Annotated in this window: 22 protein-coding genes and 1 pseudogene; 6 read left to right on the top strand and 17 right to left on the bottom strand. The window is 34.3% G+C overall.

Translation table 11 applies throughout. The features are described 5' to 3' along the window. Positions 1–71: 71 nt before the first annotated feature. The 7 genes from BPMYX0001_RS07730 to BPMYX0001_RS07700 form a co-directional block, all read right to left on the bottom strand. A complete protein-coding gene (locus tag BPMYX0001_RS07730) occupies positions 72–320 on the bottom strand; it encodes a hypothetical protein (RefSeq protein ID WP_018764369.1) in 249 nt (82 codons plus the stop codon). 96 nt (positions 321–416) lie between these two features. Continuing rightward, the gene (gene fumC, locus BPMYX0001_RS07725) at positions 417–1805 is read right to left on the bottom strand and encodes a class II fumarate hydratase (RefSeq protein ID WP_006094398.1); all 1389 of its coding nucleotides are present in this window, start codon (positions 1803–1805) and stop codon (positions 417–419) included. A 108-nt stretch (positions 1806–1913) separates the two neighbouring features. Beyond that, the gene (locus BPMYX0001_RS07720) at positions 1914–2699 is read right to left on the bottom strand and encodes a TerC family protein (protein ID WP_003206694.1); all 786 of its coding nucleotides are present in this window, start codon (positions 2697–2699) and stop codon (positions 1914–1916) included. 192 nt (positions 2700–2891) lie between these two features. Further along, entirely contained in the window at positions 2892–4295 is a 1404-nt protein-coding gene (nhaC, locus tag BPMYX0001_RS07715) for a Na+/H+ antiporter NhaC (protein WP_003196614.1), read from the bottom strand. A gap of 457 nt (positions 4296–4752) precedes the next feature. After that, positions 4753–5283: a cysteine hydrolase family protein gene (locus BPMYX0001_RS07710; protein WP_018782481.1), complete on the bottom strand. Its 531-nt coding sequence runs from the start codon at positions 5281–5283 to the stop codon at positions 4753–4755. A gap of 463 nt (positions 5284–5746) precedes the next feature. Beyond that, a complete protein-coding gene (locus tag BPMYX0001_RS07705) occupies positions 5747–6637 on the bottom strand; it encodes a TIGR03943 family putative permease subunit (protein ID WP_006094396.1) in 891 nt (296 codons plus the stop codon). 16 nt (positions 6638–6653) lie between these two features. Then, a complete protein-coding gene (locus BPMYX0001_RS07700) occupies positions 6654–7628 on the bottom strand; it encodes a permease (RefSeq protein ID WP_018782482.1) in 975 nt (324 codons plus the stop codon). Positions 7629–7815: 187 nt separating this feature from the next. Here BPMYX0001_RS07700 and BPMYX0001_RS07695 point away from each other — a divergent pair, with 187 nt between their 5' ends. Further along, positions 7816–9003: a GTP-binding protein gene (locus BPMYX0001_RS07695; protein WP_006094394.1), complete on the top strand. Its 1188-nt coding sequence runs from the start codon at positions 7816–7818 to the stop codon at positions 9001–9003. An 85-nt stretch (positions 9004–9088) separates the two neighbouring features. Here the strand turns inward: BPMYX0001_RS07695 and BPMYX0001_RS07690 are convergent, their stop codons facing one another. Further along, positions 9089–9403: a DUF3784 domain-containing protein gene (locus BPMYX0001_RS07690; protein ID WP_003196606.1), complete on the bottom strand. Its 315-nt coding sequence runs from the start codon at positions 9401–9403 to the stop codon at positions 9089–9091. Between the two features lie 157 nt (positions 9404–9560). Between BPMYX0001_RS07690 and BPMYX0001_RS07685 the strand changes: the two genes are divergently transcribed. Together BPMYX0001_RS07685 and BPMYX0001_RS07680 are read left to right on the top strand one after the other, a co-directional pair. Beyond that, positions 9561–10526, top strand: coding sequence for a DMT family transporter (locus BPMYX0001_RS07685; protein ID WP_003196604.1), 966 nt, complete (start codon positions 9561–9563; stop codon positions 10524–10526). 16 nt (positions 10527–10542) lie between these two features. Then, the gene (locus BPMYX0001_RS07680) at positions 10543–11214 is read left to right on the top strand and encodes a GntR family transcriptional regulator (protein ID WP_006094393.1); all 672 of its coding nucleotides are present in this window, start codon (positions 10543–10545) and stop codon (positions 11212–11214) included. Positions 11215–11276: 62 nt separating this feature from the next. Here the strand turns inward: BPMYX0001_RS07680 and fbpA are convergent, their stop codons facing one another. The 5 genes and pseudogenes from fbpA to BPMYX0001_RS07650 all read right to left on the bottom strand — a co-directional run bounded on the left by fbpA (position 11277) and on the right by BPMYX0001_RS07650 (position 15460). Further along, complete coding sequence (fbpA, locus tag BPMYX0001_RS07675) at positions 11277–11447, bottom strand: Fur-regulated basic protein FbpA (protein WP_003196601.1); 171 nt, start codon at positions 11445–11447, stop codon at positions 11277–11279. 191 nt (positions 11448–11638) lie between these two features. Further along, positions 11639–12468, bottom strand: a pseudogene (locus BPMYX0001_RS32240) (cation diffusion facilitator family transporter). Between the two features lie 279 nt (positions 12469–12747). Further along, on the bottom strand, positions 12748–13848 hold the full coding sequence (locus tag BPMYX0001_RS07660) for a DUF4179 domain-containing protein (protein ID WP_033798789.1): 1101 nt from the start codon (positions 13846–13848) through the stop codon (positions 12748–12750). Continuing rightward, entirely contained in the window at positions 13845–14411 is a 567-nt protein-coding gene (locus BPMYX0001_RS07655) for a sigma-70 family RNA polymerase sigma factor (RefSeq protein WP_003196592.1), read from the bottom strand. The genes BPMYX0001_RS07660 and BPMYX0001_RS07655 overlap by 4 nt, the downstream gene beginning before the upstream one ends. A gap of 254 nt (positions 14412–14665) precedes the next feature. After that, positions 14666–15460 carry a PP2C family serine/threonine-protein phosphatase gene (locus tag BPMYX0001_RS07650; RefSeq protein ID WP_006094389.1) on the bottom strand — a complete coding sequence of 265 codons (795 nt, stop codon included), beginning with the start codon at positions 15458–15460 and terminating at the stop codon, positions 14666–14668. A 162-nt stretch (positions 15461–15622) separates the two neighbouring features. Here BPMYX0001_RS07650 and BPMYX0001_RS07645 point away from each other — a divergent pair, with 162 nt between their 5' ends. From BPMYX0001_RS07645 to BPMYX0001_RS07635, 3 genes are read left to right on the top strand one after another with little or no spacing between them, the layout of a single operon-like run. Next, on the top strand, positions 15623–16033 hold the full coding sequence (locus tag BPMYX0001_RS07645; RefSeq protein ID WP_006094388.1) for a MarR family winged helix-turn-helix transcriptional regulator: 411 nt from the start codon (positions 15623–15625) through the stop codon (positions 16031–16033). Then, positions 16017–16346: a DUF3147 family protein gene (locus BPMYX0001_RS07640; RefSeq protein WP_018764360.1), complete on the top strand. Its 330-nt coding sequence runs from the start codon at positions 16017–16019 to the stop codon at positions 16344–16346. The genes BPMYX0001_RS07645 and BPMYX0001_RS07640 overlap by 17 nt, the downstream gene beginning before the upstream one ends. 14 nt (positions 16347–16360) lie before the next feature. Next, positions 16361–17293 (top strand): alpha/beta hydrolase, encoded by a 933-nt coding sequence (locus BPMYX0001_RS07635; protein ID WP_033798788.1) that lies wholly within the window; start codon positions 16361–16363, stop codon positions 17291–17293. A 46-nt stretch (positions 17294–17339) separates the two neighbouring features. On the opposite strand, the gene BPMYX0001_RS07630 is transcribed toward BPMYX0001_RS07635, so the two are convergent. The 4 genes from BPMYX0001_RS07630 to BPMYX0001_RS07615 all read right to left on the bottom strand — a co-directional run bounded on the left by BPMYX0001_RS07630 (position 17340) and on the right by BPMYX0001_RS07615 (position 20400). Beyond that, positions 17340–17732: a hypothetical protein gene (locus BPMYX0001_RS07630; protein ID WP_018782488.1), complete on the bottom strand. Its 393-nt coding sequence runs from the start codon at positions 17730–17732 to the stop codon at positions 17340–17342. A 99-nt stretch (positions 17733–17831) separates the two neighbouring features. Beyond that, entirely contained in the window at positions 17832–18416 is a 585-nt protein-coding gene (locus BPMYX0001_RS07625) for a histidine phosphatase family protein (protein WP_006094385.1), read from the bottom strand. Between the two features lie 142 nt (positions 18417–18558). Further along, positions 18559–19638, bottom strand: coding sequence for a serine hydrolase (locus BPMYX0001_RS07620; protein WP_006094384.1), 1080 nt, complete (start codon positions 19636–19638; stop codon positions 18559–18561). 135 nt (positions 19639–19773) lie between these two features. Then, on the bottom strand, positions 19774–20400 hold the full coding sequence (locus BPMYX0001_RS07615; RefSeq protein ID WP_018782490.1) for a cupin domain-containing protein: 627 nt from the start codon (positions 20398–20400) through the stop codon (positions 19774–19776). Positions 20401–20445: the final 45 nt, after the last annotated feature.

The following is a 20445-nucleotide window of genomic DNA, read 5'->3' as shown; positions in this document are numbered from 1 at the left end:
ACTAACATAGACCTTTTTTCATAGCCCATAAGCATTATCTTGTAGCTCCAATTACCGGATTTACTTTTAATCTAAACTCTTTTCCTTCTCTCAATAAATTTAAGTGTAACAAATCCTACGATGAAAGATAAAAAAACGAAGAATAATTGTATGTAGTCAACATCAAAGAAGTGATTAGCAGATACTGCTGGAGTTATTGTTGCAACGCTCGTCCAATCCCGTGAATCCTGCATGTAAAAGTATGTGAATATAGTTCTTGGTAACAATTGTAATACGATAAATGTAATCAGCACCGCTAGTGTAGAAATGGCGTATTTCATTCTCCTCACCTGCCTTTCATTTCAAATATTTTACCATGAAAAAAGAGCCAAGATTCTAAAATTAGAACCTGGCTCTCTCTCCATTATGAATTAAAATTATTCTTTCGGCGCAATCATTTTCTTCGGATCTACAATTTCATCAAACTGTTCTTCCGTTAATAATCCTGATTGTAATGCTGCTTCTTTTAACGCTAATCCCTCTTTATGAGCATGTTTAGCAATTTTCGCTGCATTTTCATAGCCAATATGTGGATTTAATGCTGTAACAAGCATTAAAGAACGATTTACATTTTGGTTAATCACTTCTTTATTTGCTTCGATACCAACCGCACATTTATCATTGAACGAAACTGTTGCATCAGCTAATAAACGAGCAGATTGTAAGAAGTTATATGCAATTACTGGCTTAAATACGTTTAACTCAAAGTTACCTTGGCTCGCCGCAAATCCAATTGTTGCGTCATTTCCCATAACTTGCGCTGCAACCATTGTTAATGCTTCACTTTGCGTTGGATTTACTTTACCTGGCATAATAGAGCTTCCTGGCTCATTCGCAGGAATAATAATTTCACCGAGACCACTACGTGGACCGCTCGCAAGCCAACGTACATCATTAGCAATCTTCATTAAATCAGCTGCTAATGCTTTTAATGCACCATGTGCAAACACAACTTCATCATGACTCGTTAATGCATGAAACTTATTCGGTGCAGACACGAATTGTTTTCCTGTAAACTGACTAATTTCCTCTGCGACCATCTCACCAAATTTAGGATGAGCATTAATTCCTGTTCCAACTGCAGTACCACCAATCGCAAGTTCTTTCATATATGTATTGCTATCCGCAATCATACGCTCTGTTTTTTCAAGCATACGATGCCAACCGCTAATTTCCTGTCCTAGCGTTAAAGGCGTTGCATCTTGCAGATGCGTACGACCAATTTTAATAATATTTTGAAACTCATTTGCTTTTTTCTCTAATGTTACTTTTAATTTTGTAATTGCCGGTAACACTTGGTTTTCCACCGCAATCACACATGCAACGTGAAGTGCTGTCGGGAATGTATCATTTGAACTTTGAGACATGTTTACATCATCATTTGGATGAATATGTACATCAAGCCCTTTTCCCTTTAAAATTTGATTCCCCCGGTTTGCGATTACCTCATTCACATTCATATTTGATTGTGTACCGCTACCTGTTTGCCATACAACAAGCGGGAAATGTTCATTCCATTTTCCTGCTAGGATTTCATCCGCTGCTTCTACAATCGCCTGCGCTTTTTCTTCTGATAACTTCCCTAGTTTCTGGTTACTAATCGCAGCACTTTTCTTTAAAATTGCAAATGCTTGTACAATTTCAATCGGCATATACTCCGTTCCAATCGGAAAGTTTTCTTTACTGCGTTGTGTTTGCGCTGCCCATAATTTATCAGCTGGAACTTTCATTTCTCCTAATGTATCTCTTTCAATTCTGTACTCCATGTTTTCATCCCCTTGAAAATATAATAGCTACGCTTTTATTGTAACAGACTCCCCTTCAAATGATAAGGATTCTCACTCCTGTTTATTCATAATTCTATATTTAAAAAATTATGTTTCAGATGAATCGGGAGATAAAAACCAACCAGAAACGCCAATCGCAATTAATACGATATAAAAAATAGCTTTCCACGTAACCGATTGGGGAAAATCCTTATTAATTATTCCAACCATAGGATGTGCTAGCGTTGAAATAATAAGTTTCACACCGACCCACCCAACAATCATAAAAGCTGCCGTTTCAAGACCTGGTCTTTCACGCAATATCTTCACGAAATAAGTAGCTGCAAATCGCATAATAATTAAACCAATCATTCCACCAGTTAAAATAACGAAAAATCTCCCTGCGTCAAGGCCACCTATCATTCCTTTATTCAAGGGTGTAATTGTCAGTGTAAGGGCCACTGCTGCTAAAATCGAATCAATCGCAAATGCAGTATCTGTAACCTCTACTTTCAGAACTGTTAGCCAAAAACCACTTTTCTTTTTTGGAGTATTTTCTTCAATCTTTTTTTCGTGCTCTCCGTACTTTTCTCTTTGCCACTTCTTTTTTCGATATACTTTAACCAAACTTCTAGCAGAGAGAAACAATAAATAAATTGCACCAATCGCTTGCATCTGCCATACATTCACAAGAAATGAAATTAAAAATAATGACCCAAATCGAAATATGAATGCTCCGAATAATCCATAAAATAAAGCCTTTTTTCTATCATCTTCAGGTAAATGTTTAACCATAATAGCAAGTACAAGAGCATTATCTGCAGATAAAACTCCTTCTAATGCAATAAGAATTAATATAACTCCCCCATACTCCAGCAGTAATGATTCAGTCATATTTCTCCTCCTGTTTTTGATACTATATATTTTGCTTTTTGATAAGGGAAATATACTAATCTCATTAGAAACTGAACAACCCGTAAGTTCTAATCGAACTTACGGGTTAACTTCGTACTATACGATGAAGAATTGTCATCTTCTATAGAAATTAAAAAACTCTAATACACCAATGGAAGGGATGATTTTATATTATGACACTTGCTTCCCTTTTTCAGCATCATCAACATACCAAATGAATTTCCCTGTATATCCGTATATAACTGCCAATGCTAATGATACAAAGCTCATCCACATGAATGGAATGTATGATAATGTTGCGACCCCTAATATACCAGCCATGTAAATCCCATTATCAGACCATGGAACCATACCTGAAGTTAGCGTTCCGCCCACTTCTGAGTTACGAGCCAATATACGACGATCGAGCTTTAATTTATCATAGCTGTCTTGCATAATTTTTGGAGTTAAAATAAGTGATACGTACATTGCGCAGCCGAATACGTTTGCCAAGAAAGCGACGATTAATGTGGACAGTGTTACATTTCCTGCAGAGTTTAGTTTCTTCTCAAATTTTGATACGATTACTTTTAAAACACCGAGTTTTTCAAGTAACCCTCCGAAACCTAATCCAAAAATAATAACTGCTACTGAACCAAGCATACCATTGATTCCACCGCGATTTAGCAACTTATCAATGAAGTCCACACCTGATTCAATAGAAAAACCGTTATATGCTGTTCCAATTGCCTCTCCAAAGTGCATACCTTGGAACAGAGTTGCCCAAACTGCACCGAGAAGCGCTCCCATTGCAATTGTTGGCATTGATGGTTTTTTCATTGCTAATAGTGCGATGACAATAACCGCTGGTACAAGCATCCATATTTTAATATCAAATTGCTTTAATAAAGCTTCTTTTAAAAATTCCACTTTGTTTAAATCAACATTATCTCCACCATACATCCATCCGGCAACTGTAAACATAATACCGGTAATAATATATGCTGGTACATCTAATACAAGCATAGCTCGAACATGTGCAATAACATCTACTTTTGCCATTGAAGCAGCAAGTACCGTACTATCAGAAAGCGGAGATAACTTGTCTCCAAAGTATGCCCCTGAAAGTACTGCTCCAGCAACTAGTGGAAGCGGTAAACCAAGACCTTCACCGATTGCCATCATGGCAATACCAGCCGTACCAACTGTTCCCCATGATGTACCTGTTGCAATGGAAGTAATTGAGCAAATAATTAAGGTTGCTAATAAAAATACACTCGGATGAATAAATTCTAATCCGTAGTAGATCAATGTCGGTACAACACCGCCAGCAATCCATGTCCCAATTAATGCTCCTACAGCAACTAAGATGAGAACAGCTTCTAATCCGTTGGAAATTCCTTTTGTAATTGCATCTTGCAATTCTTGATAACGAAACCCTAACCTTAGTCCAAGCGCAATTACTAAAAACCATGAAATAAATAGCGCTAGTTGAATCGGCAAATTAAAGATCGTTTGAAAGGAAAAGACAACAGCAAGAAATAGTAATAAAAGAATAATGATTTCTGGAATTGATGGTAATCTTACACTTTTCATTTGCTTCTCTCCTTACAAGTCGATAACATGATGTATGTCGCCTAATATGTACTTTTGTATATAATGCACAAAGACAAACTATAATTTTCATATTATTCCGATTTGTTTTTTTAGTATAATAAATATACACCTTTTCTATTGTAAAAGTAGAGCGGACATTTCGCAATGAAAATTATAAAAAATATTGTATTTTTATTTATCATTTTAACCGAGAAGACCCCCTCCTCTAAACAAAGTGAAGGTGGGGGTAGTTCAATACTTACCAAAAAGCCTTATTAAAAAGAAAGTCTAAAAAATAGATTTTAAAATAGAAATCATATGTACAACAATTATTCCATTTTCTAACATTGTTATTTTAGAATTATGCACATCGAAAAATAATATATATGAATAAACAGAAATATCTGCGCTATATTATTTGCCATTCTTAAAAATTCATCCGCAATCAAAATACCCACTAAAATCTAATTTGCTCAGCAGGTTTAACATGAGCGAACCATTGTCCAATTACTTGGTTATGATGATCGATAATTTGGGATGCAGATAAGATTGTGGAGTCGTATGTACTATGTCCATCTTCTACAAGAGTAAGATCATATCCAAGACTATAAGCACGTCTACATGTTGCATCCACACAAATCTCAGATTGAATTCCTGTCACTACAATTTGTGTTATATTTCTTTCGTCTAGCTCCTGTTGCAGATTCGTTCTATGAAATGAATCTGGGTGATTTTTCTTAAGAACAATATCCTCTGCTAATGGAGCTATAGATTTATGAATCCCCCAACCTAAAGTCTTTGGTTCAAGTGGTGAACCAACTTTCCCATTATACTTCATATAAAAAACAGGTGCTTGAGCAGATCGAGCTTTTGAAATTAACAACTGAATATTTTCTAACAATTCCTTTCCTTTATATAAAGGTTGCTTCTCTTGAAAAGAACCTGTTTGTACATCAATAATGAGTAATGCTACACAATTTCTTATCATAAAAATACATCCCTCCGAAAGTTTTCCTTCCCAATACAATTACAAAACATATTCACTTATACATTCATATTTTTAATCTATCCAAAATACGCTATCCAATTACGTATAATTGTTTAATAAAATAAAGGTGTAGAGTTTGCTGTAATTTATAAAGTGACAATTCTCTTCATCCCCACTAATTATGAGTTAAAGTAATTGAGGTTTCGGAAAAATAATATCCTGAAGACCAATCCATAAAAAAGCTTTCTTTACCCTAATGAAGTAAAGAAAGCTTTTTTATTTAATGTACCAGATCTTTTCTTTTAAAATCATACAGGCTTAATACTCTTTATATATGTTTTGTAATTCTTTTTTTCGATTACTAACTTTCACAAACTTATCCATATGTCGCTTTAGAAAGAAGATACAGTGGGTATGCCTTCACCCCTCATTCCTTAGCAATGCTAATTGCTCTTTCAAATTATCATTGCGGCAAAGCATCATACACATATGGATCCTTCGGCTTTTCCACCTTTTCTACTTTACTTACTTTTACAAGTGGAAACAACGTCCCTTTATATGTCGTTTCATCTAATGTCCCTGTGACTTTCACCCACGTCTCTTCTGACAGAGTGTTTATTTCGTCTCCAGAAACAATCATTCCCCACACAGAAGCATCTGCAATACAACATGTAATGCCGTACCGAGCAACCACTGTTTTATCTCCTTTCACTTCTTTATCATTATATATAAAACCAGTAAATGTAATTTGTTTCCCCTTAAATCCAAGAACATCCTGACCAATTACATCCATCGTTTGAATGTAATTTTTATCATCAACTTGTATTGTTTTTTGTTTCAGCACATTTCTTGCTAATTCTTCTGATGACTGCCCTGATGCAGGAAGATTTTGAATCGGCTCCTCTTCTTTATCAACTAATAACTCTCTCCAATCAGAACTAACCTGTTTCGTTTGTGGCACTTTCTTCTCTACACTCTTTGCCTGTGCATTCTGATTCATTCCTCGCTTTGATGCGAGACTACCATCAATCGTTACATTCGAGAATAAAAATGCACTAACAATAGGAACAAGAAACAAGGCGTATAACAGAAAAACACCCATTTTTGATTTCGGCACTGTTTGAGGTTCACAACAACCACAAGCATTTTGTTTCTCTTCACCATTTTTCCATACTTGTACACATCCAAGAAGAAGTGAAACTGCAAAGGTCGCATATGTGAACTTTATCATTTTCGGTGCAATGAAATGGTCAATATTCCCTGTTACAAGAAGTTTAAATAACAGCATTGCAAAACCAATTAAAATGATACCGCGAATATAACTATGGAATCTTCTTTGTTCTTGATTACGCATTTTCCCCCCTCCTTAATCACATTATCAGCTGAACAACAATATACACAGCCACAATTACAATCCCAATAAACGCGAATACAAATTTCTTTTGGAAATAAGCAAATAACATAAATGTATTTTTAAAATCAAGCATTGGACCAAATACAAGAAATGAAAGAAGAGCTTTAGTAGAAAATATATGACCAAAAGATGCTGCGATAAAAGCATCAGCTGCTGAACAAAGGGATAATACATACCCAAATCCCATCATCACAAATGGTGAAATTACTTCACTATGTGCTACTGCATCAAGAGCATTTCGATCTAAAAACGTTTGAAATAAACTTGCCAAGCACGCACCAATTAATAAATATTTCCCTGTATCAAAAAACTCATCAACTGTATGATTTACAACATCTTTCCAACTCTTTTTTTGTTTTTCATGTATTGGAACTATTACATCCTTTAATACATTTTTCCCATGGTAACAGTAGTACACAACTAATCCAATAAGAAGTGCAACTAGAAAAGTTATACCAAAGCGAGCATATATAATCGACGGATTTGTTTGAAACGCATAAAAAGTTGATAAAAAAACAATTGGATTCATAATGGGAGCACTCACCAAAATAACAATACCAACATGAAGTGGTAACCCCTTTTGAATGAGCCTTCTTACAATAGGAATGATGACACATTCACACATTGGAAATATAACGCCTACAAATGCCGCTGGTAGCATCATAGCGATAGGTGACTTTGGTAGTACCTTTTGAATCATATCTTCCGTCACAAATACTTGAATAATGGAAGAAACAATAACCCCTAATAAAATAAACGGGACTGCTTCAAAGAAAATACTTAAAAAAATTGCATTTACGTTTAACCATTCTTTTGGAATACTCTTGTGCAAGTTTGATAGACTTGTAAAATCTACAAAAAATAACAAAAAAAGAAAGATAACAATGAGGATCTTACCAATTAACTCCTTTGATATTCTATTAAAAACCAACTTCCTCGCCTCCGTTTTATTCATATTTAAACGTATGCTTGTCCTCTTCTTCTATGACAAATCCCAAACATTTTTCATACTTCACTTCTATTCATAAATCGTAATCATTATGATTTATTGTTGCATTTCTCTTTAAAATTATTTATCATAAAACGTAATGATTACGATTTAACAGGAGGAATATACAATGAAAAAAATACCCATTACCGTTTTAAGTGGTTTTTTAGGTTCTGGAAAAACAACATTATTGAATCATATTTTGACAAATAGAGCGGGCTTAAAAGTAGCTGTCATTGTAAATGATATGAGCGAAGTAAATATTGACGCTGCTCTTGTGAAACAAGGAGGTTTTTCTCGTACAGAAGAAAAATTAGTAGAAATTCAAAACGGCTGTATATGTTGTACACTTCGAGAAGACTTAATTATTGAAGTAAATCGCCTTGTAGAGACAGGAGATATTGACTACATTGTTATTGAATCTTCCGGCATTAGTGAACCAATTCCTGTTGCACAAACATTTACGTATATAGATGAGACACTTGAAATTGATTTAACGAACAAATGTCGTCTCGATACAATGGTTACCGTAGTCGATGCAAACCGATTTTGGGATGATTTTGCAGCTGGTGAAAGTTTACTAGATCGAAAGCAAGCAATTGATGAAACAGATACTCGAGAAGTTATCGATCTACTAATTGATCAGATTGAATTTGCAAATGTGATTCTTTTGAACAAAGTGGATTTACTAGAAAAAGAAGATAGTATGGAACTCTATCGCCTCTTACAAAAATTAAATCCTGGAGCAAAAATCATTGAATCTTCATTTAGCGTGGTTCCACTAGATGAAATTTTAAATACAAATTTATTTAACTATGATGAAGCAAGTCAAGCAGCTGGTTGGATTCAGGAGTTAAATAGCGAACACCATACACCAGAAACAGAAGAATACGGCATTAGTTCCTTTGTTTATCGCCGCAAACGTCCATTTCATCCTGTTCGACTTATGAATTGGTTACAAAAATGGCCATTAGATATTGTAAGAGCGAAAGGTTTTTTCTGGCTTGCATCTCGTAATCACATGATGGGGCTTCTCTCTCAAGCTGGCTCTTCCATTACCATTCAAGGAGCTGGTGAATGGGTTGTAACATTACCTGCAGCTGAGCAACAGCAAATACTTAGGGAAGAACCAGAAATCTTAAAAAATTGGGATGATCAATATGGGGATCGAATAACAGAACTAGTCTTTATTGGAGTTGAAATGAATCAATATGAAATTGAACGCTCTTTGGATACATGCTTATTAACCGGGGAAGAAATGAATCAAGAGTGGGATGATTTTGTTGATCCAATTCCCCCTTTTACCGTTGTCTCATAATACAAAATTCATAAGATTACTAACTATAAAGTGATTTCAAAAACAAGATGGCTTCCTCAAAAGGTTACCATCTTGCTTTCGTTTATCATTCAGATTTGTGAGGCTTATTTATTACATTAGCCCATATAACAAGTACAATTGTACTTATAACAACAAAAATCCCATACCCAACCCCTGCAGCATCACCAATTGATTCTAGTCCAAATGGTAACAGAGCGGTAGTAATTCCTATTACGTAAGAAAAAATCCCAGATATTTTTGCAAGTTTCTCTTTATCCCCCACGAAAGTCTCTTCTTGGTATCCTGCAATGAGAAATAATCGCTTTTTTATATGAATTTGGTATCCCATAATAATGATTAACATGCCTACAAGAAAGCTGATTATAAATCCACCGATCATCAAATCCCTCCTTTACAATATTTTACCATAATTATAACTATTACATGTCTATCTTTAATGTTAAAAAATTCTGTTTATTTTTAATATTACTCGTGATATATTACATATTGTATTCAATATTTCAATTAGATTTTCTTTTTGAAAGGAGGACCCAGCTATGGATTCAGGAAGATTGAAAGGCATTATTATGGTCATTACAGGTGCTAGTTTATGGGGATTATCCGGGACCGCTGCACAACAACTGTTTCAACAAGAAAATGTTTCTACAGAATGGTTAGTTACAATTCGATTACTTATATCCGGAATTATTTTGCTCTTATTCTCCTCATTTGGCAGTAAAAAATCAGAAGTACTTGGCATTTGGAAGCAAAAAGCTGAGGCAAACAAAATAATTCTGTTTGGATTGTTAGGTATGCTTGCTGTACAATATACCTATTTTGCTTCTATTCAGGAAGGAAATGCTGCAGTCGCAACATTGTTACAATATTTAGCACCAATATTTATAACTGTTTACCTTATCTTTAAATGGAATATTCGTCCTACTAAAATCGATTTTATTTCTATCGTACTATCTTTAATCGGGACCTTTTTCTTGCTAACGAATGGATCCATTGATAATTTAGCTGTTTCAACACCAGCTATCGTTTGGGGCATTTTATCCGGTTTATCACTAGCATTCTATAGCCTTTATTCAAAGGAATTATTAGAGAAATGGTCTTCATCTGTCATTGTTGGATGGGGGATGATTATTGGAGGAGTTGGTGTAACCGTCTTACATTTTCTCTCCACGAACGAGTTTATCTTATTATCTGGCATGAAATATTTTCAGCCTAACAATCTTTTTCTCATTACATTCGTTGTTATTTTCGGCACACTCATCGCATTTTATTTATATTTAGACAGCATACGATATCTTACACCGAAAGAAACTACATTATTTGGTTGTACAGAACCACTTGCAGCTATCATTTCTTCTATTCTCATTTTGCATGTTCCGTTTCAATCGTTCCAATTTTTAGGCGCTCTTTGTATTATTGTAATGGTACTTGTACTAAGCCAAAAGCCAGATGAAGGAAAACCGAAACTACGACTTGCCGTTACGAAAAAACAAAACATAAAATGAAAGGAACTGTTCGATCATGCCTATTCCTCAAAACTATCGAAAGCAAGAAAGAGTATCTGCTAAATCCCTCGTTTTAAACCAACTACAAGATTGGATTATTGAAGGTGTTTTACAACCTGATGAAAAGATTAATGATGGAGAGCTAGCTGAAGCTTTAGGTGTGAGCAGAACACCGGTTAGAGAAGCACTGCAAGTGTTAGAACTTTCAGGACTGGTCGAGATGGTTCCAGGACAAAAAACAAAAATCACCCCTATAAAATTAGAAGATGTATCTGTCATTTATGAAACGATCGCTGGCCTTCATACCATTATTGGAAAACAAGCAATTCATCAAATAAACGACACCGACCTGATAAGACTTTCTGAAATAAACGAGGCATTTCAAAATGCTATAGATGAAAAAAATTCAAAACAAGCATTAAACTTAGATATACAATTTCATAATACAATCGTATCAATCGCTAAAAATACATATATCGAGCCTTTCTTAGCAAACATACAACTTCATGTGTTACGTCTTGAATACCTTTTTTTCCAAAACTTCATTCCTGCACGTAAATCGATTGAAGAGCACAATTTAATAATTGAGGCATTAAAAAACCAGGATGCAGCACAAATAGAACAAATCATGTCTCAAAACTGGTTACGACCAATGAAAGAAATCCAAAAAATAATCTCTATGAAATAATGAAAAGAGCCGTTTACGTGTTCTCTCAACACAAACGGCTCTTCCTTTACAATTCTATATAACTATGCGCGAATCTCGGCATATTTCTCAATGTCCCTATACTCTTTTTCTAGTTCCTCTAAAGAAAGCTCGTATAATTGTCGATCGAGAATTTTAAACACACCCGCCCCAATTAACTGATCAATTAACTGCCTCTTACGATTTTCAACAGCAAAACGGAGTTGACTACTCATCTTTTAAAAACTCCTTTCCACAATCATTGAAAATGATAATCTCTATCAATTACCACTTTGATTATAAAAGATGATATTTTAGAAGTAAAGTAATATCATGAAATATTTACCTTACAAACTGTTTGTGGCCACATTATATATATGTATGTTTCCTAAGATGGTTTATGACACTTTTTATCATCTTTTTTCTTTCATACTTTGCAAAGTGGTTCTTTATGGATAGAGTCCCTCTCTATTTCTATTTGAATCGTAACATGCTCTACATGAAAACTGTCCTTCAATAAACGTATTGCTTCTGCTAATACACTTTGTGCTTCCTCACCTTTTTCTATAACAAGATGACACGTTAAAACTTGAAAATCTGATGTAACCGACCATATGTGTAAATCGTGCACTTCTTTTACAATTGCAATGTTTAATAATGTATCTTTCACTTCTTCCACATCAATATATGAACGGTATCATGTGTTACACGCCAGCCACTTATAATGACTAAGATGGAAACGAGGATACTGGCAATTGGATCGGCAACTGTCTAGCCAAAAAATTTAATAAGTATCGCTGCAATAATTGCTCCCACTGATCCTAATAAATCACCTAAGACATGCAAAAAAGCACTTCGTACATTTAAATTTCCTTTCACATCTCCGCCTCGCATTAAAATCCATGCTGACGTAATATTAATGAACAAACCGAAAACAGCAATCATTAACATGCCATTGCTTGCAATCTCTACTGGTTCATGAAAACGGCGAATTGCTTCGATAAAAATGTATATCGAGATAGCAATAAGAACGCCACCATTGCACAATGTGGCTAATATTTCAATTCGCTTATATCCATATATTTTGTCTAAAGTCGCCTTTTTTTCTCCAATTTTAAAGGCAAGTAAACTTAAAGCAAGAGAGACTGCATCACTTAGCATATGCCCAGCATCTGATAAAAGTGCTAAACTATTCGTTACAAATCCACTAATAACCTCAGCAATCATAAAACTTGTCGTTAATATGAATACAACCATTAACGCTTTTTTATTTTGTGAATGACCATGATTATGTGAATGTCCCCTATAAATACCCCTTCAATAATAATTCCAGCATTCTATTATGCAACAAATATTACTAATTTATCATGATTTATCCATTTCAATTCATACACCACGAGTCACTCCTTTACTTAATTTCTTCGTGATTGTTAACACCAGTTCCTTGTTTCCCCGCAAAAAATATAACTATTTATTGTTTATAGTGGTTTCATGAAAAAGGACTGCCTTGTGTAAACAAGACAGTCCTTACACCTATTACTTCTTCAAATCAATCACAATATCATCTAAAACAATATCTTTACTTTTTGCTTCTTTTTTAGGTACTTCAATCTTCTTCTCTTTTCTACCACTCATTTCTACCCCGCCATGGTTTTCAGGAGTATGAACTCGCAAATTAATCCGGGGAGTAATAATTAGTTTCGTTGCATTTTCATTGAGCTTTTGAAATGTATCACTCCAATGAATATTATAGGAATCCTTACCTGATCCACCATTTCCTTCTCCAGAATAATGATTACCTAAATCATCTTTAACTTCCAACTCAACATCTACAGCATCCCATTCCTTCCTTGTATTTTTAGAAACTTCTTGATTGTAATAAAGAATAAACGTTATCGGTGACACTGCCACCTTTTCCATATTTACTTTTACGCCTTCTTTTTCGGAACTTCCACTAATTATTTTTTCTTTACTATCCATTGCCTTTACAGTAAGAGCAAAATTCCAATTCCCTTTTATTTCTTTCTTTTTATCCGGTATTTCTATTTTGTCTATATTCCATCTAAGGTTTATTTTGTCTTTTTTATTACTGCTATGATGTATCGTTGTCGCCATACCTACATACTTTTTATCTGCAACTTTAGAAATTTGAGAACTTCCTGTTCCTCCATCAGACCCCATTATATCTAACCCACCTAATATAATTGGGTCATCTCCTAAATCTTGCTCACTTTCCATTGAATATGTTATTGATACAGTTCGTCCATCAGAAATCACATCATTGATTGTTATTTTAATCCCATTACTTTCCCTCACCATATTTAACTCAGTAGAAAATTCTTTATAATTTTCATAAAGTCCCGTTCTACCATTATCTAAAAACCGAAAAATATTACCTACAATCGGAAGCCCTCCTGCATAAGTAGGAAATCCAATTCCAAGTGTTGCAACTGACAACCCTACTAAAATAGATGCAACAGCGACACCCTTTTTCCAGTTCTTCGTTTTTTTCTTTATATATATAGCCTGTTTTAAGTTACGTTTCACTTTTTCCTTTTCAAATTCATAAGCCTTCATTTCCTCTAATTCTTTTTCATCTATATCAATGTCATTTAACAGCTCGTAAATGTCTTTCATATTACACTACCTCCTAAACTAAGATTCGTAGCATTTTTTTGTAATTTCTTTTTCCCTCGATAAATCCGATTATCTATCGCCGCTCGCGTTAAACCGAGCTTTTCTCCTATTTCCTCCGTCTTTAACCCTAGAAGAAATTTCATGATAAAAATCTTTTGATCTATAGGCTCTAATTGATTAATTAACTTTATCAGTTCATCCCTATCTTCCATTATAATCAGTTCATCTTCTATCGATTTTCCTGTATTTACATCAAAATCATCTGAGGTAACCTCAACTTCCTTAATGGATTTTCTGTAGTAATCAATTGCTTTAAACTTAGCAACCGCTGCAATCCATTTCTTAAAATCTTCCGGCTCTCCATGAAACTTGTTTGCATTATTCCAAACTGAAAGAAAAATATCATTGATACATTCATCTATAAGTCCATCATTTTTAAGCGGAATAAGAACCTTATGTACGATTGCTTTTATTAATGACAAATAAGTATCGACAATAAACTCTAACGCATCTTCTTTTTGTCGCTGCAGCCTTTTTATAAAATTTTTCTCATTTGATTTCATTTCGCAATTCCCCTTATTTTTTTGTAAAAGCTTTTACACCTTATATAACGTACAGGAAAATTTTTTCTCTCATATTTATAATCATTTTTTCATTTTCACAGAGTAAATGTGTTTCCACATATACAATAAACCTTCGATACACTAGAAATATACTGAAGGTTTGTTTGCATTGGATTATTTAAATTTTACGTTTATTCAAGAAAAAGAAAATGAGCTTAGAATGGATTTGTCCTAAGCTCACTTTATGAAAAATATTAATTCGCATATTCTCTATTTTCTGTATCAATTGACCACCCAATGATAGTCGCACAATCTCTTCCCTTCCATTCAAGCACATTCGCTAATGCAGGTTCAATCTGAAGAGAATCTCCTTTATGCAGTACTTCAAGTAAAGATTGATCATCATCAAACGTTTGCTTATCACACTCTAACACACCGTCTGTCGCCAAAACAATATGATTCATTCCCTTCTCTAATCCACGAACTCCAGAAGTGAAGCAGGGTGAATTAGCAGCAAAAACATTTTTCCTTCCAATATATTCATAAAATTTACGTTTATTTAATCTCCCTTTTCCATTCTGTGATTGTTCCGAATGAAATAAATAAGCAAAGCACTCTCCTACTGATAACCAATATAAAAATTCACCTTTTCGTAAACAAATTAAGCACGCGAGTTCTTCATTCTCTTGTTCACATTTCTCAATAAATAACTCATCTGTAAATAACGCTAATAAATACATATGTGTATGGTGAAACGCAAGATGAACTGGATATGAGAATAATTCTTTTAATTTCTCTTTTCTTTCAGAAATTGCTTCTATTATATAATGTATATTTTTCGTTTTATGATGAGCATCAAAGATCATAACAAATTCAAATTCTAATTGCGTATCCCACCAAGCTAGTACTGCATCTCCTCTTTCATACGCATCACTCTCTTGATTCCCGCCATATACACCAACTGAAAGAGGACCACATTTTTCAACATGTATTTGGTCTAAATACATCTTTTCATGACTAATCCATTTAAATGTATTCACTTCTATCATCCTCTCTCTTGCTATTTGTATGCCTTTACATTAAGAGTACCGTATATTTCAAGAAAAATAAACTTTTTCAATAATTTTTATGCAAATAAAGGAATTTACTTCTTACAAAACGAATATATCGTATTATAAGATATAAATAAAAAACGGAGGAATATTATCATTATGAAGAACATCAATCAAAATTGGGAAACCATTTATTATCATTTACGGTATGAATATGAAGATAATCTTTCTCACCAAGCCATTCGGATTCTTCAAATCATTTCCCGAGAAACGGAGACTACAATTGGGAAAGTTGCATCTGAATTAGGCTTATCTCATAATACAGCATCAGAGCATGTGAAACGCCTTATTCAAAAAAGATTCGTTATAAAGGAGCGAAATAAACAAGATGAACGAGTCGTTAATCTAACATTGACTACAGAAGGTAAGGAAGCGTTAACGAAACATACATTATTAGATGAAGAAAAATTAAAAGTATTAGAATCTCAATTTTCAAAAGAAGAACAGCAATTAATCGAAAAGGCTTTTTCATTACTAGCAAAGGAGTCAAAATATGCATTTCCTCGTTAAAGTAATCGTTTCCGCCCTCATCATCGGTGGTGTAACTGAGTTTGCCAAACATTATAGTACAATTGGTGGTTTTATCGCTGCCCTTCCACTCATCAGTTTGCTTAGCTTGTTTTGGCTTTCATTTGAAGGTGGGAGCAAACAAGATTTAAGTCAATTTACTTTAGGAGTATTATACGGCTTTCCTGCATCAGCACTTCTATTATTTGTTGTTTATATTGGATTGAAAAATTCTTTTTCACTCAGTACCTCTGTACTATTCGGTGTAGGCATTTGGTGTATCGTATTTGCTTTTCAAAAAACATTTCAATCTTAGTGGAGGCTATTACCATGAATCGTTTTGTAAAAGTACGTGGAAAGAAAATAGAAGTTTGCACAATGGGAAATGGCTCTCAGACCGTTGTAATTCAAACAGGGATGGGATGTTCCTTTTATGATTGGTTCCAAATTGCAGAGAAACTTTCTTCAAATTATACCGTAGTTCTATTTCACCGCCCTGGTTATGGGAAAAGTGAACTTGGTAACGAACCACGTACAACACTACAAGCAACAAAAGAATTACAGGAACTATTACATATGTTAGCTATTCGACAACCCATAATTTTAGTTGGTCATTCTTATGGAGGGTTATGTGCGCAACATTTTGCTATGGTACACCCCAATCAGTTAAAAGCTTTGATTCTTGTTGATTCTACTTCTGTAAACTTACATCGATTAGATGAACTGGATTTACCTACCTCTGATCAAACCGATTCGGATGATATATGGCTACAAAAATATAGGGATTATTCCAATATGAATGCCGAAGCACTTCGTGCAGAACTAGACTCTACATTAAATCAATACAGTCACTTGTCACCATATAAACAAAAACAATACGTGAAATTCCTTACATCACCTTTCTTATATAAGGCTACTACTTCTGAACTTTCAGAGTGGAAATCTTGTGCACATAGAATAAAACAACTTAGAGTCACATTAAAAACACCATTAATCGTCATTGGAAGAGATCCCAATCATTCTATCGGGCAAATGATTCAAGAAGGAATGCCTAATGAAGAAGCTAAAAAGCTTGAAAAAACATGGCAAGAACTTATTCAAGAACAACGTATGCTCTCCCAAAACAGCCGATATATTCTCGCTCAAAATGCTAGTCATGGAATCGAAAGTGATCGCCCTGATATCATAATTCAGGCAATCCATTCCTTCGAAGTAAGTGACGTACATGACCCTGAAAACAATGAGCATTCTAGAATTAAATAAACATGCAAAAAAGAAAGCAGCCTTCACTGCTTTCTTGTCTTTTCATCTATTCATAACCTTCCTCGTCTTCATCACCATCATAATACGAGTTTCCATTATTCACATATATAGGTCCATTCGCAACATCAATACGAAGTACCCATGCCCAAGGTACAGCTAAGCGTTTATGTAATGCCCGCCAAAACCCTATTGACTTTCTTTCATACTCCTGGAACTCCTGAAGTATATCCTTGTAGGAGGAACCGTCTAGCTGAATATTTGCTTCTAGTAAACGAGAATAGGCATAGTGCTGTAATTCGAGTTCGGCAGCAACTTCCATCTCTTCTGGTGTTGCCATACCAATAATTGTTCCATCAGGTGGCACAATTTCATATACGTTATGAACTTCAATGAGCCCTTCTGGTGGATGATCTACTAACCCCTTCTCTTTCTCAAACATGTAAACAGCCTCCTTTATCATGCATTTTTTTTTATGTTACAAAAGCATACTTCTCTAACAAACCCGTTCTTTCCTGCTTTCTCGATAAAATTTTACAAATTATTCACATGATGACCTGTTTCTATATTTCAGTTTACTTTCTACTCTTGCAGTAGAAAGTAAACTCTCCTCATTAAAAGTCAATTTATATACATCTGGCATGTCGAGTGTTTTCCAAAAATGATAATCATATGTAGAATCAAAATAATTCATTATTAATACCATAATATTTCCATGGGTACCAACTACAATATTTTTCCCTTTATATTGTTTTAATATATTTTGAATACATGTAACACCACGCTTTTGTGCAATATCATTTGATTCCCCGCCTTTAAACGAGAAGATGGGATTCTCCCGCACCTTCATAATTGCTTCCTCAAAATCTTCTACCGGTTCTTTACTTAGTGGTCTCTCACGCAATTCTTCTTCAATTTGTATTGGCAATTGGAATTGGTTTGCAACCCCTTGAACCGTTTGAATCGCTCTTTTGTATGGACTAGAAATTACAACATCAATTTTCTCTTCTTTTAATAACTCTGCCACACTTTGCGCATCATTCCGTCCTTTTTCGGATAATGGACGTTCTCTTTCTTCCGGTGTATATATAGAATGGGCGTGACGGACAAAATATATATGAGTCATGAAAATCCTCCTTTTATTTTCTCTTCTATCCCATTGATTCTATTAGATATAGACCAATTCCTTTCAATATTTTTTGCTGTATAACAAACAAAAGGCACTTCATGAAAAAAGCACCTTTTGTTTACATAATAAAATTATATTGTTATAACTTTTTTCTAAATTCCTCACTCATTACTACAGATCGAATAAAATAATCTAAGTTATTCTTAAGTTTTTGTAATTCCATAGAATCTAAATCATTAGACATAAAGACTATTTCAACCTTGTTTCCTTCTTTATCTGTACCATAAAAACTATTTGTCAATACAAATGGAGTTGAACCTCCTTTTTTACCAGCATGTTCATATATACTATCTCCAACAGTCCCATTAAAAATCTTCTCAATCTCATCTTGCATTGGCTTTGGAAAAGCAGTTCTATTATTGATTTTCCCTATTAGACTCATGTAGTCTTTTGCAGTTGCCCTTACTAGCCTATCAGACCAAATACGTTGAAATTCCATGTCAACTTTTAATGGTATATTGTGTTTTTTCCATTCCACTTCATCTTTCATCCATTCATGTATTTTCAAAGCATGCTTTCTATATTCATCCATAGACATTTTACGTAACACTTCTAATGATTGATCTTTAGGTACATTCAGTTCTTTTTCTACATACCCTCTCATATATAAGGGGGATGTATATGGATAGAATGCATCATGGCTATTTAGCTCTAATTCTTTTAAGCTATTATTTATTCTTTCGAGTCCTAATTTTTCTAATAAATAGGTTGTATTTGCATTAGAACTAAAGTGAATCATACCTCGGGCTACTTCTTCTAAAGAAAGCTTTTCATTTTTTATTGCATTTCTTATTTTTGCATCCTCTAACCATGCAGGATGCGCTCCAGCATCTGTGTCTGGTACGTAGTATTTTTCTAAATCTTGTAATGGAATTTGCTCCTGTGGATTTATCTTTTCTTCTGAAACTTGTTTTGCAAATTCCACTGCTACTACTATTTTTGCCATACTTGCTAACGGTAGTTTTTTATTCTCATTCACAGTAGCTAAAATTTCACCATTTCTTCTAATCATTAATGAACATGTTTGCTCATTCTTATGCTCTTTTATGTAATCTAGCACATAGTTTGGATCTTCTTTTGAATAGTAATATTCCATAATCGCTATGATGATTGCTATAATAATAAAAATACTCCATCCTATAACCTTTAACACCTTCACTATATTGCTCCCCCTAACAAAATACCTTTTATCAATATATTCATTATATCAAATGTACAAGGGGGTTTTATGTAAAAAAATCCAGTGTTTTGCTAGAAACACACAAATGAAATAGCCCTCACTCGAGAACAAGGGCTACTCTATCTCACACGAAGTCACCTCTCCGTTTAATACAACCACTATATCAGACCGCTGTTCATCCGTAAAACGCATTAAATTAGGTGGTCCAATCACAACAGATTCTTTAATAGGTGCAAGATCCTTAGCTAAATGTTCAGCATTAACACCGTAAGCGACTTGGAATACTTCTGGTGGGGTCATTCTAAGGACATCTGAACCCTCAGCTGTTTCAAATTGATCATTATTGAAGAAGAGATGTAAATGGGCTTCTTCTGATACAGCCGTAATCCAGTGCCACCAACCCATTGGAATAAATACCGTTTGCCCAGCTTTCGCTCGATAATTTTGCAGTTGATTCGTTTCTGGATTTAAAATAGAAGTAATTGCTTCTCCAGAAACGATGACATCTAATTCCCAAGCGTTTGGATGCCAATGTGGTTCCCTCATATGACCTTTCGTCATAAAAAGATCGACAAACGCTCCTCCAATCATTGCTGGTAATTGTGTTGAAGTCACTTCATAAGCAATATTTTTATCATCTCGTTTAAAAAATATATTTTCCCGTGAGTCAAAGAAAAGATTTGGTGTCCCAGAACTTTTCTTTAAGTTTTTATTATCTGGAACATATCCTGAATTAGCCATTCGATCCCTCTTTTCTATTCCCAACATTTCATACTTAACATTGTA

It is taken from the genome of Bacillus pseudomycoides DSM 12442, from assembly GCF_000161455.1.
Lineage (GTDB): Bacteria > Bacillota > Bacilli > Bacillales > Bacillaceae_G > Bacillus_A > Bacillus_A pseudomycoides.
The sequence above is the reverse complement of the archived record's forward strand: the minus strand, read 5'-3'. Positions and strand labels throughout refer to the sequence as shown.

Bases quoted from the DNA above. Each gene is read 5' to 3' on its own strand.
- BPMYX0001_RS07730 (WP_018764369.1), bottom strand. From the start codon at position 320: ATGAAATACGCCATTTCTACACTAGCGGTGCTGATTACATTTATCGTA.
- fumC (WP_006094398.1), bottom strand. From the start codon at position 1,805: ATGGAGTACAGAATTGAAAGAGATACATTAGGAGAAATGAAAGTTCCA.
- BPMYX0001_RS07720 (WP_003206694.1), bottom strand. From the start codon at position 2,699: ATGACTGAATCATTACTGCTGGAGTATGGGGGAGTTATATTAATTCTT.
- nhaC (WP_003196614.1), bottom strand. From the start codon at position 4,295: ATGAAAAGTGTAAGATTACCATCAATTCCAGAAATCATTATTCTTTTA.
- BPMYX0001_RS07710 (WP_018782481.1), bottom strand. From the start codon at position 5,283: ATGATAAGAAATTGTGTAGCATTACTCATTATTGATGTACAAACAGGT.
- BPMYX0001_RS07705 (WP_006094396.1), bottom strand. From the start codon at position 6,637: ATGCGTAATCAAGAACAAAGAAGATTCCATAGTTATATTCGCGGTATC.
- BPMYX0001_RS07695 (WP_006094394.1), top strand. From the start codon at position 7,816: ATGAAAAAAATACCCATTACCGTTTTAAGTGGTTTTTTAGGTTCTGGA.
- BPMYX0001_RS07690 (WP_003196606.1), bottom strand. From the start codon at position 9,403: ATGATCGGTGGATTTATAATCAGCTTTCTTGTAGGCATGTTAATCATT.
- BPMYX0001_RS07685 (WP_003196604.1), top strand. From the start codon at position 9,561: ATGGATTCAGGAAGATTGAAAGGCATTATTATGGTCATTACAGGTGCT.
- BPMYX0001_RS07680 (WP_006094393.1), top strand. From the start codon at position 10,543: ATGCCTATTCCTCAAAACTATCGAAAGCAAGAAAGAGTATCTGCTAAA.
- fbpA (WP_003196601.1), bottom strand. From the start codon at position 11,447: ATGAGTAGTCAACTCCGTTTTGCTGTTGAAAATCGTAAGAGGCAGTTA.
- BPMYX0001_RS07660 (WP_033798789.1), bottom strand. From the start codon at position 13,848: ATGAAAGACATTTACGAGCTGTTAAATGACATTGATATAGATGAAAAA.
- BPMYX0001_RS07655 (WP_003196592.1), bottom strand. From the start codon at position 14,411: ATGAAATCAAATGAGAAAAATTTTATAAAAAGGCTGCAGCGACAAAAA.
- BPMYX0001_RS07650 (WP_006094389.1), bottom strand. From the start codon at position 15,460: ATGATAGAAGTGAATACATTTAAATGGATTAGTCATGAAAAGATGTAT.
- BPMYX0001_RS07645 (WP_006094388.1), top strand. From the start codon at position 15,623: ATGAAGAACATCAATCAAAATTGGGAAACCATTTATTATCATTTACGG.
- BPMYX0001_RS07640 (WP_018764360.1), top strand. From the start codon at position 16,017: ATGCATTTCCTCGTTAAAGTAATCGTTTCCGCCCTCATCATCGGTGGT.
- BPMYX0001_RS07635 (WP_033798788.1), top strand. From the start codon at position 16,361: ATGAATCGTTTTGTAAAAGTACGTGGAAAGAAAATAGAAGTTTGCACA.
- BPMYX0001_RS07630 (WP_018782488.1), bottom strand. From the start codon at position 17,732: ATGTTTGAGAAAGAGAAGGGGTTAGTAGATCATCCACCAGAAGGGCTC.
- BPMYX0001_RS07625 (WP_006094385.1), bottom strand. From the start codon at position 18,416: ATGACTCATATATATTTTGTCCGTCACGCCCATTCTATATATACACCG.
- BPMYX0001_RS07615 (WP_018782490.1), bottom strand. From the start codon at position 20,400: ATGGCTAATTCAGGATATGTTCCAGATAATAAAAACTTAAAGAAAAGT.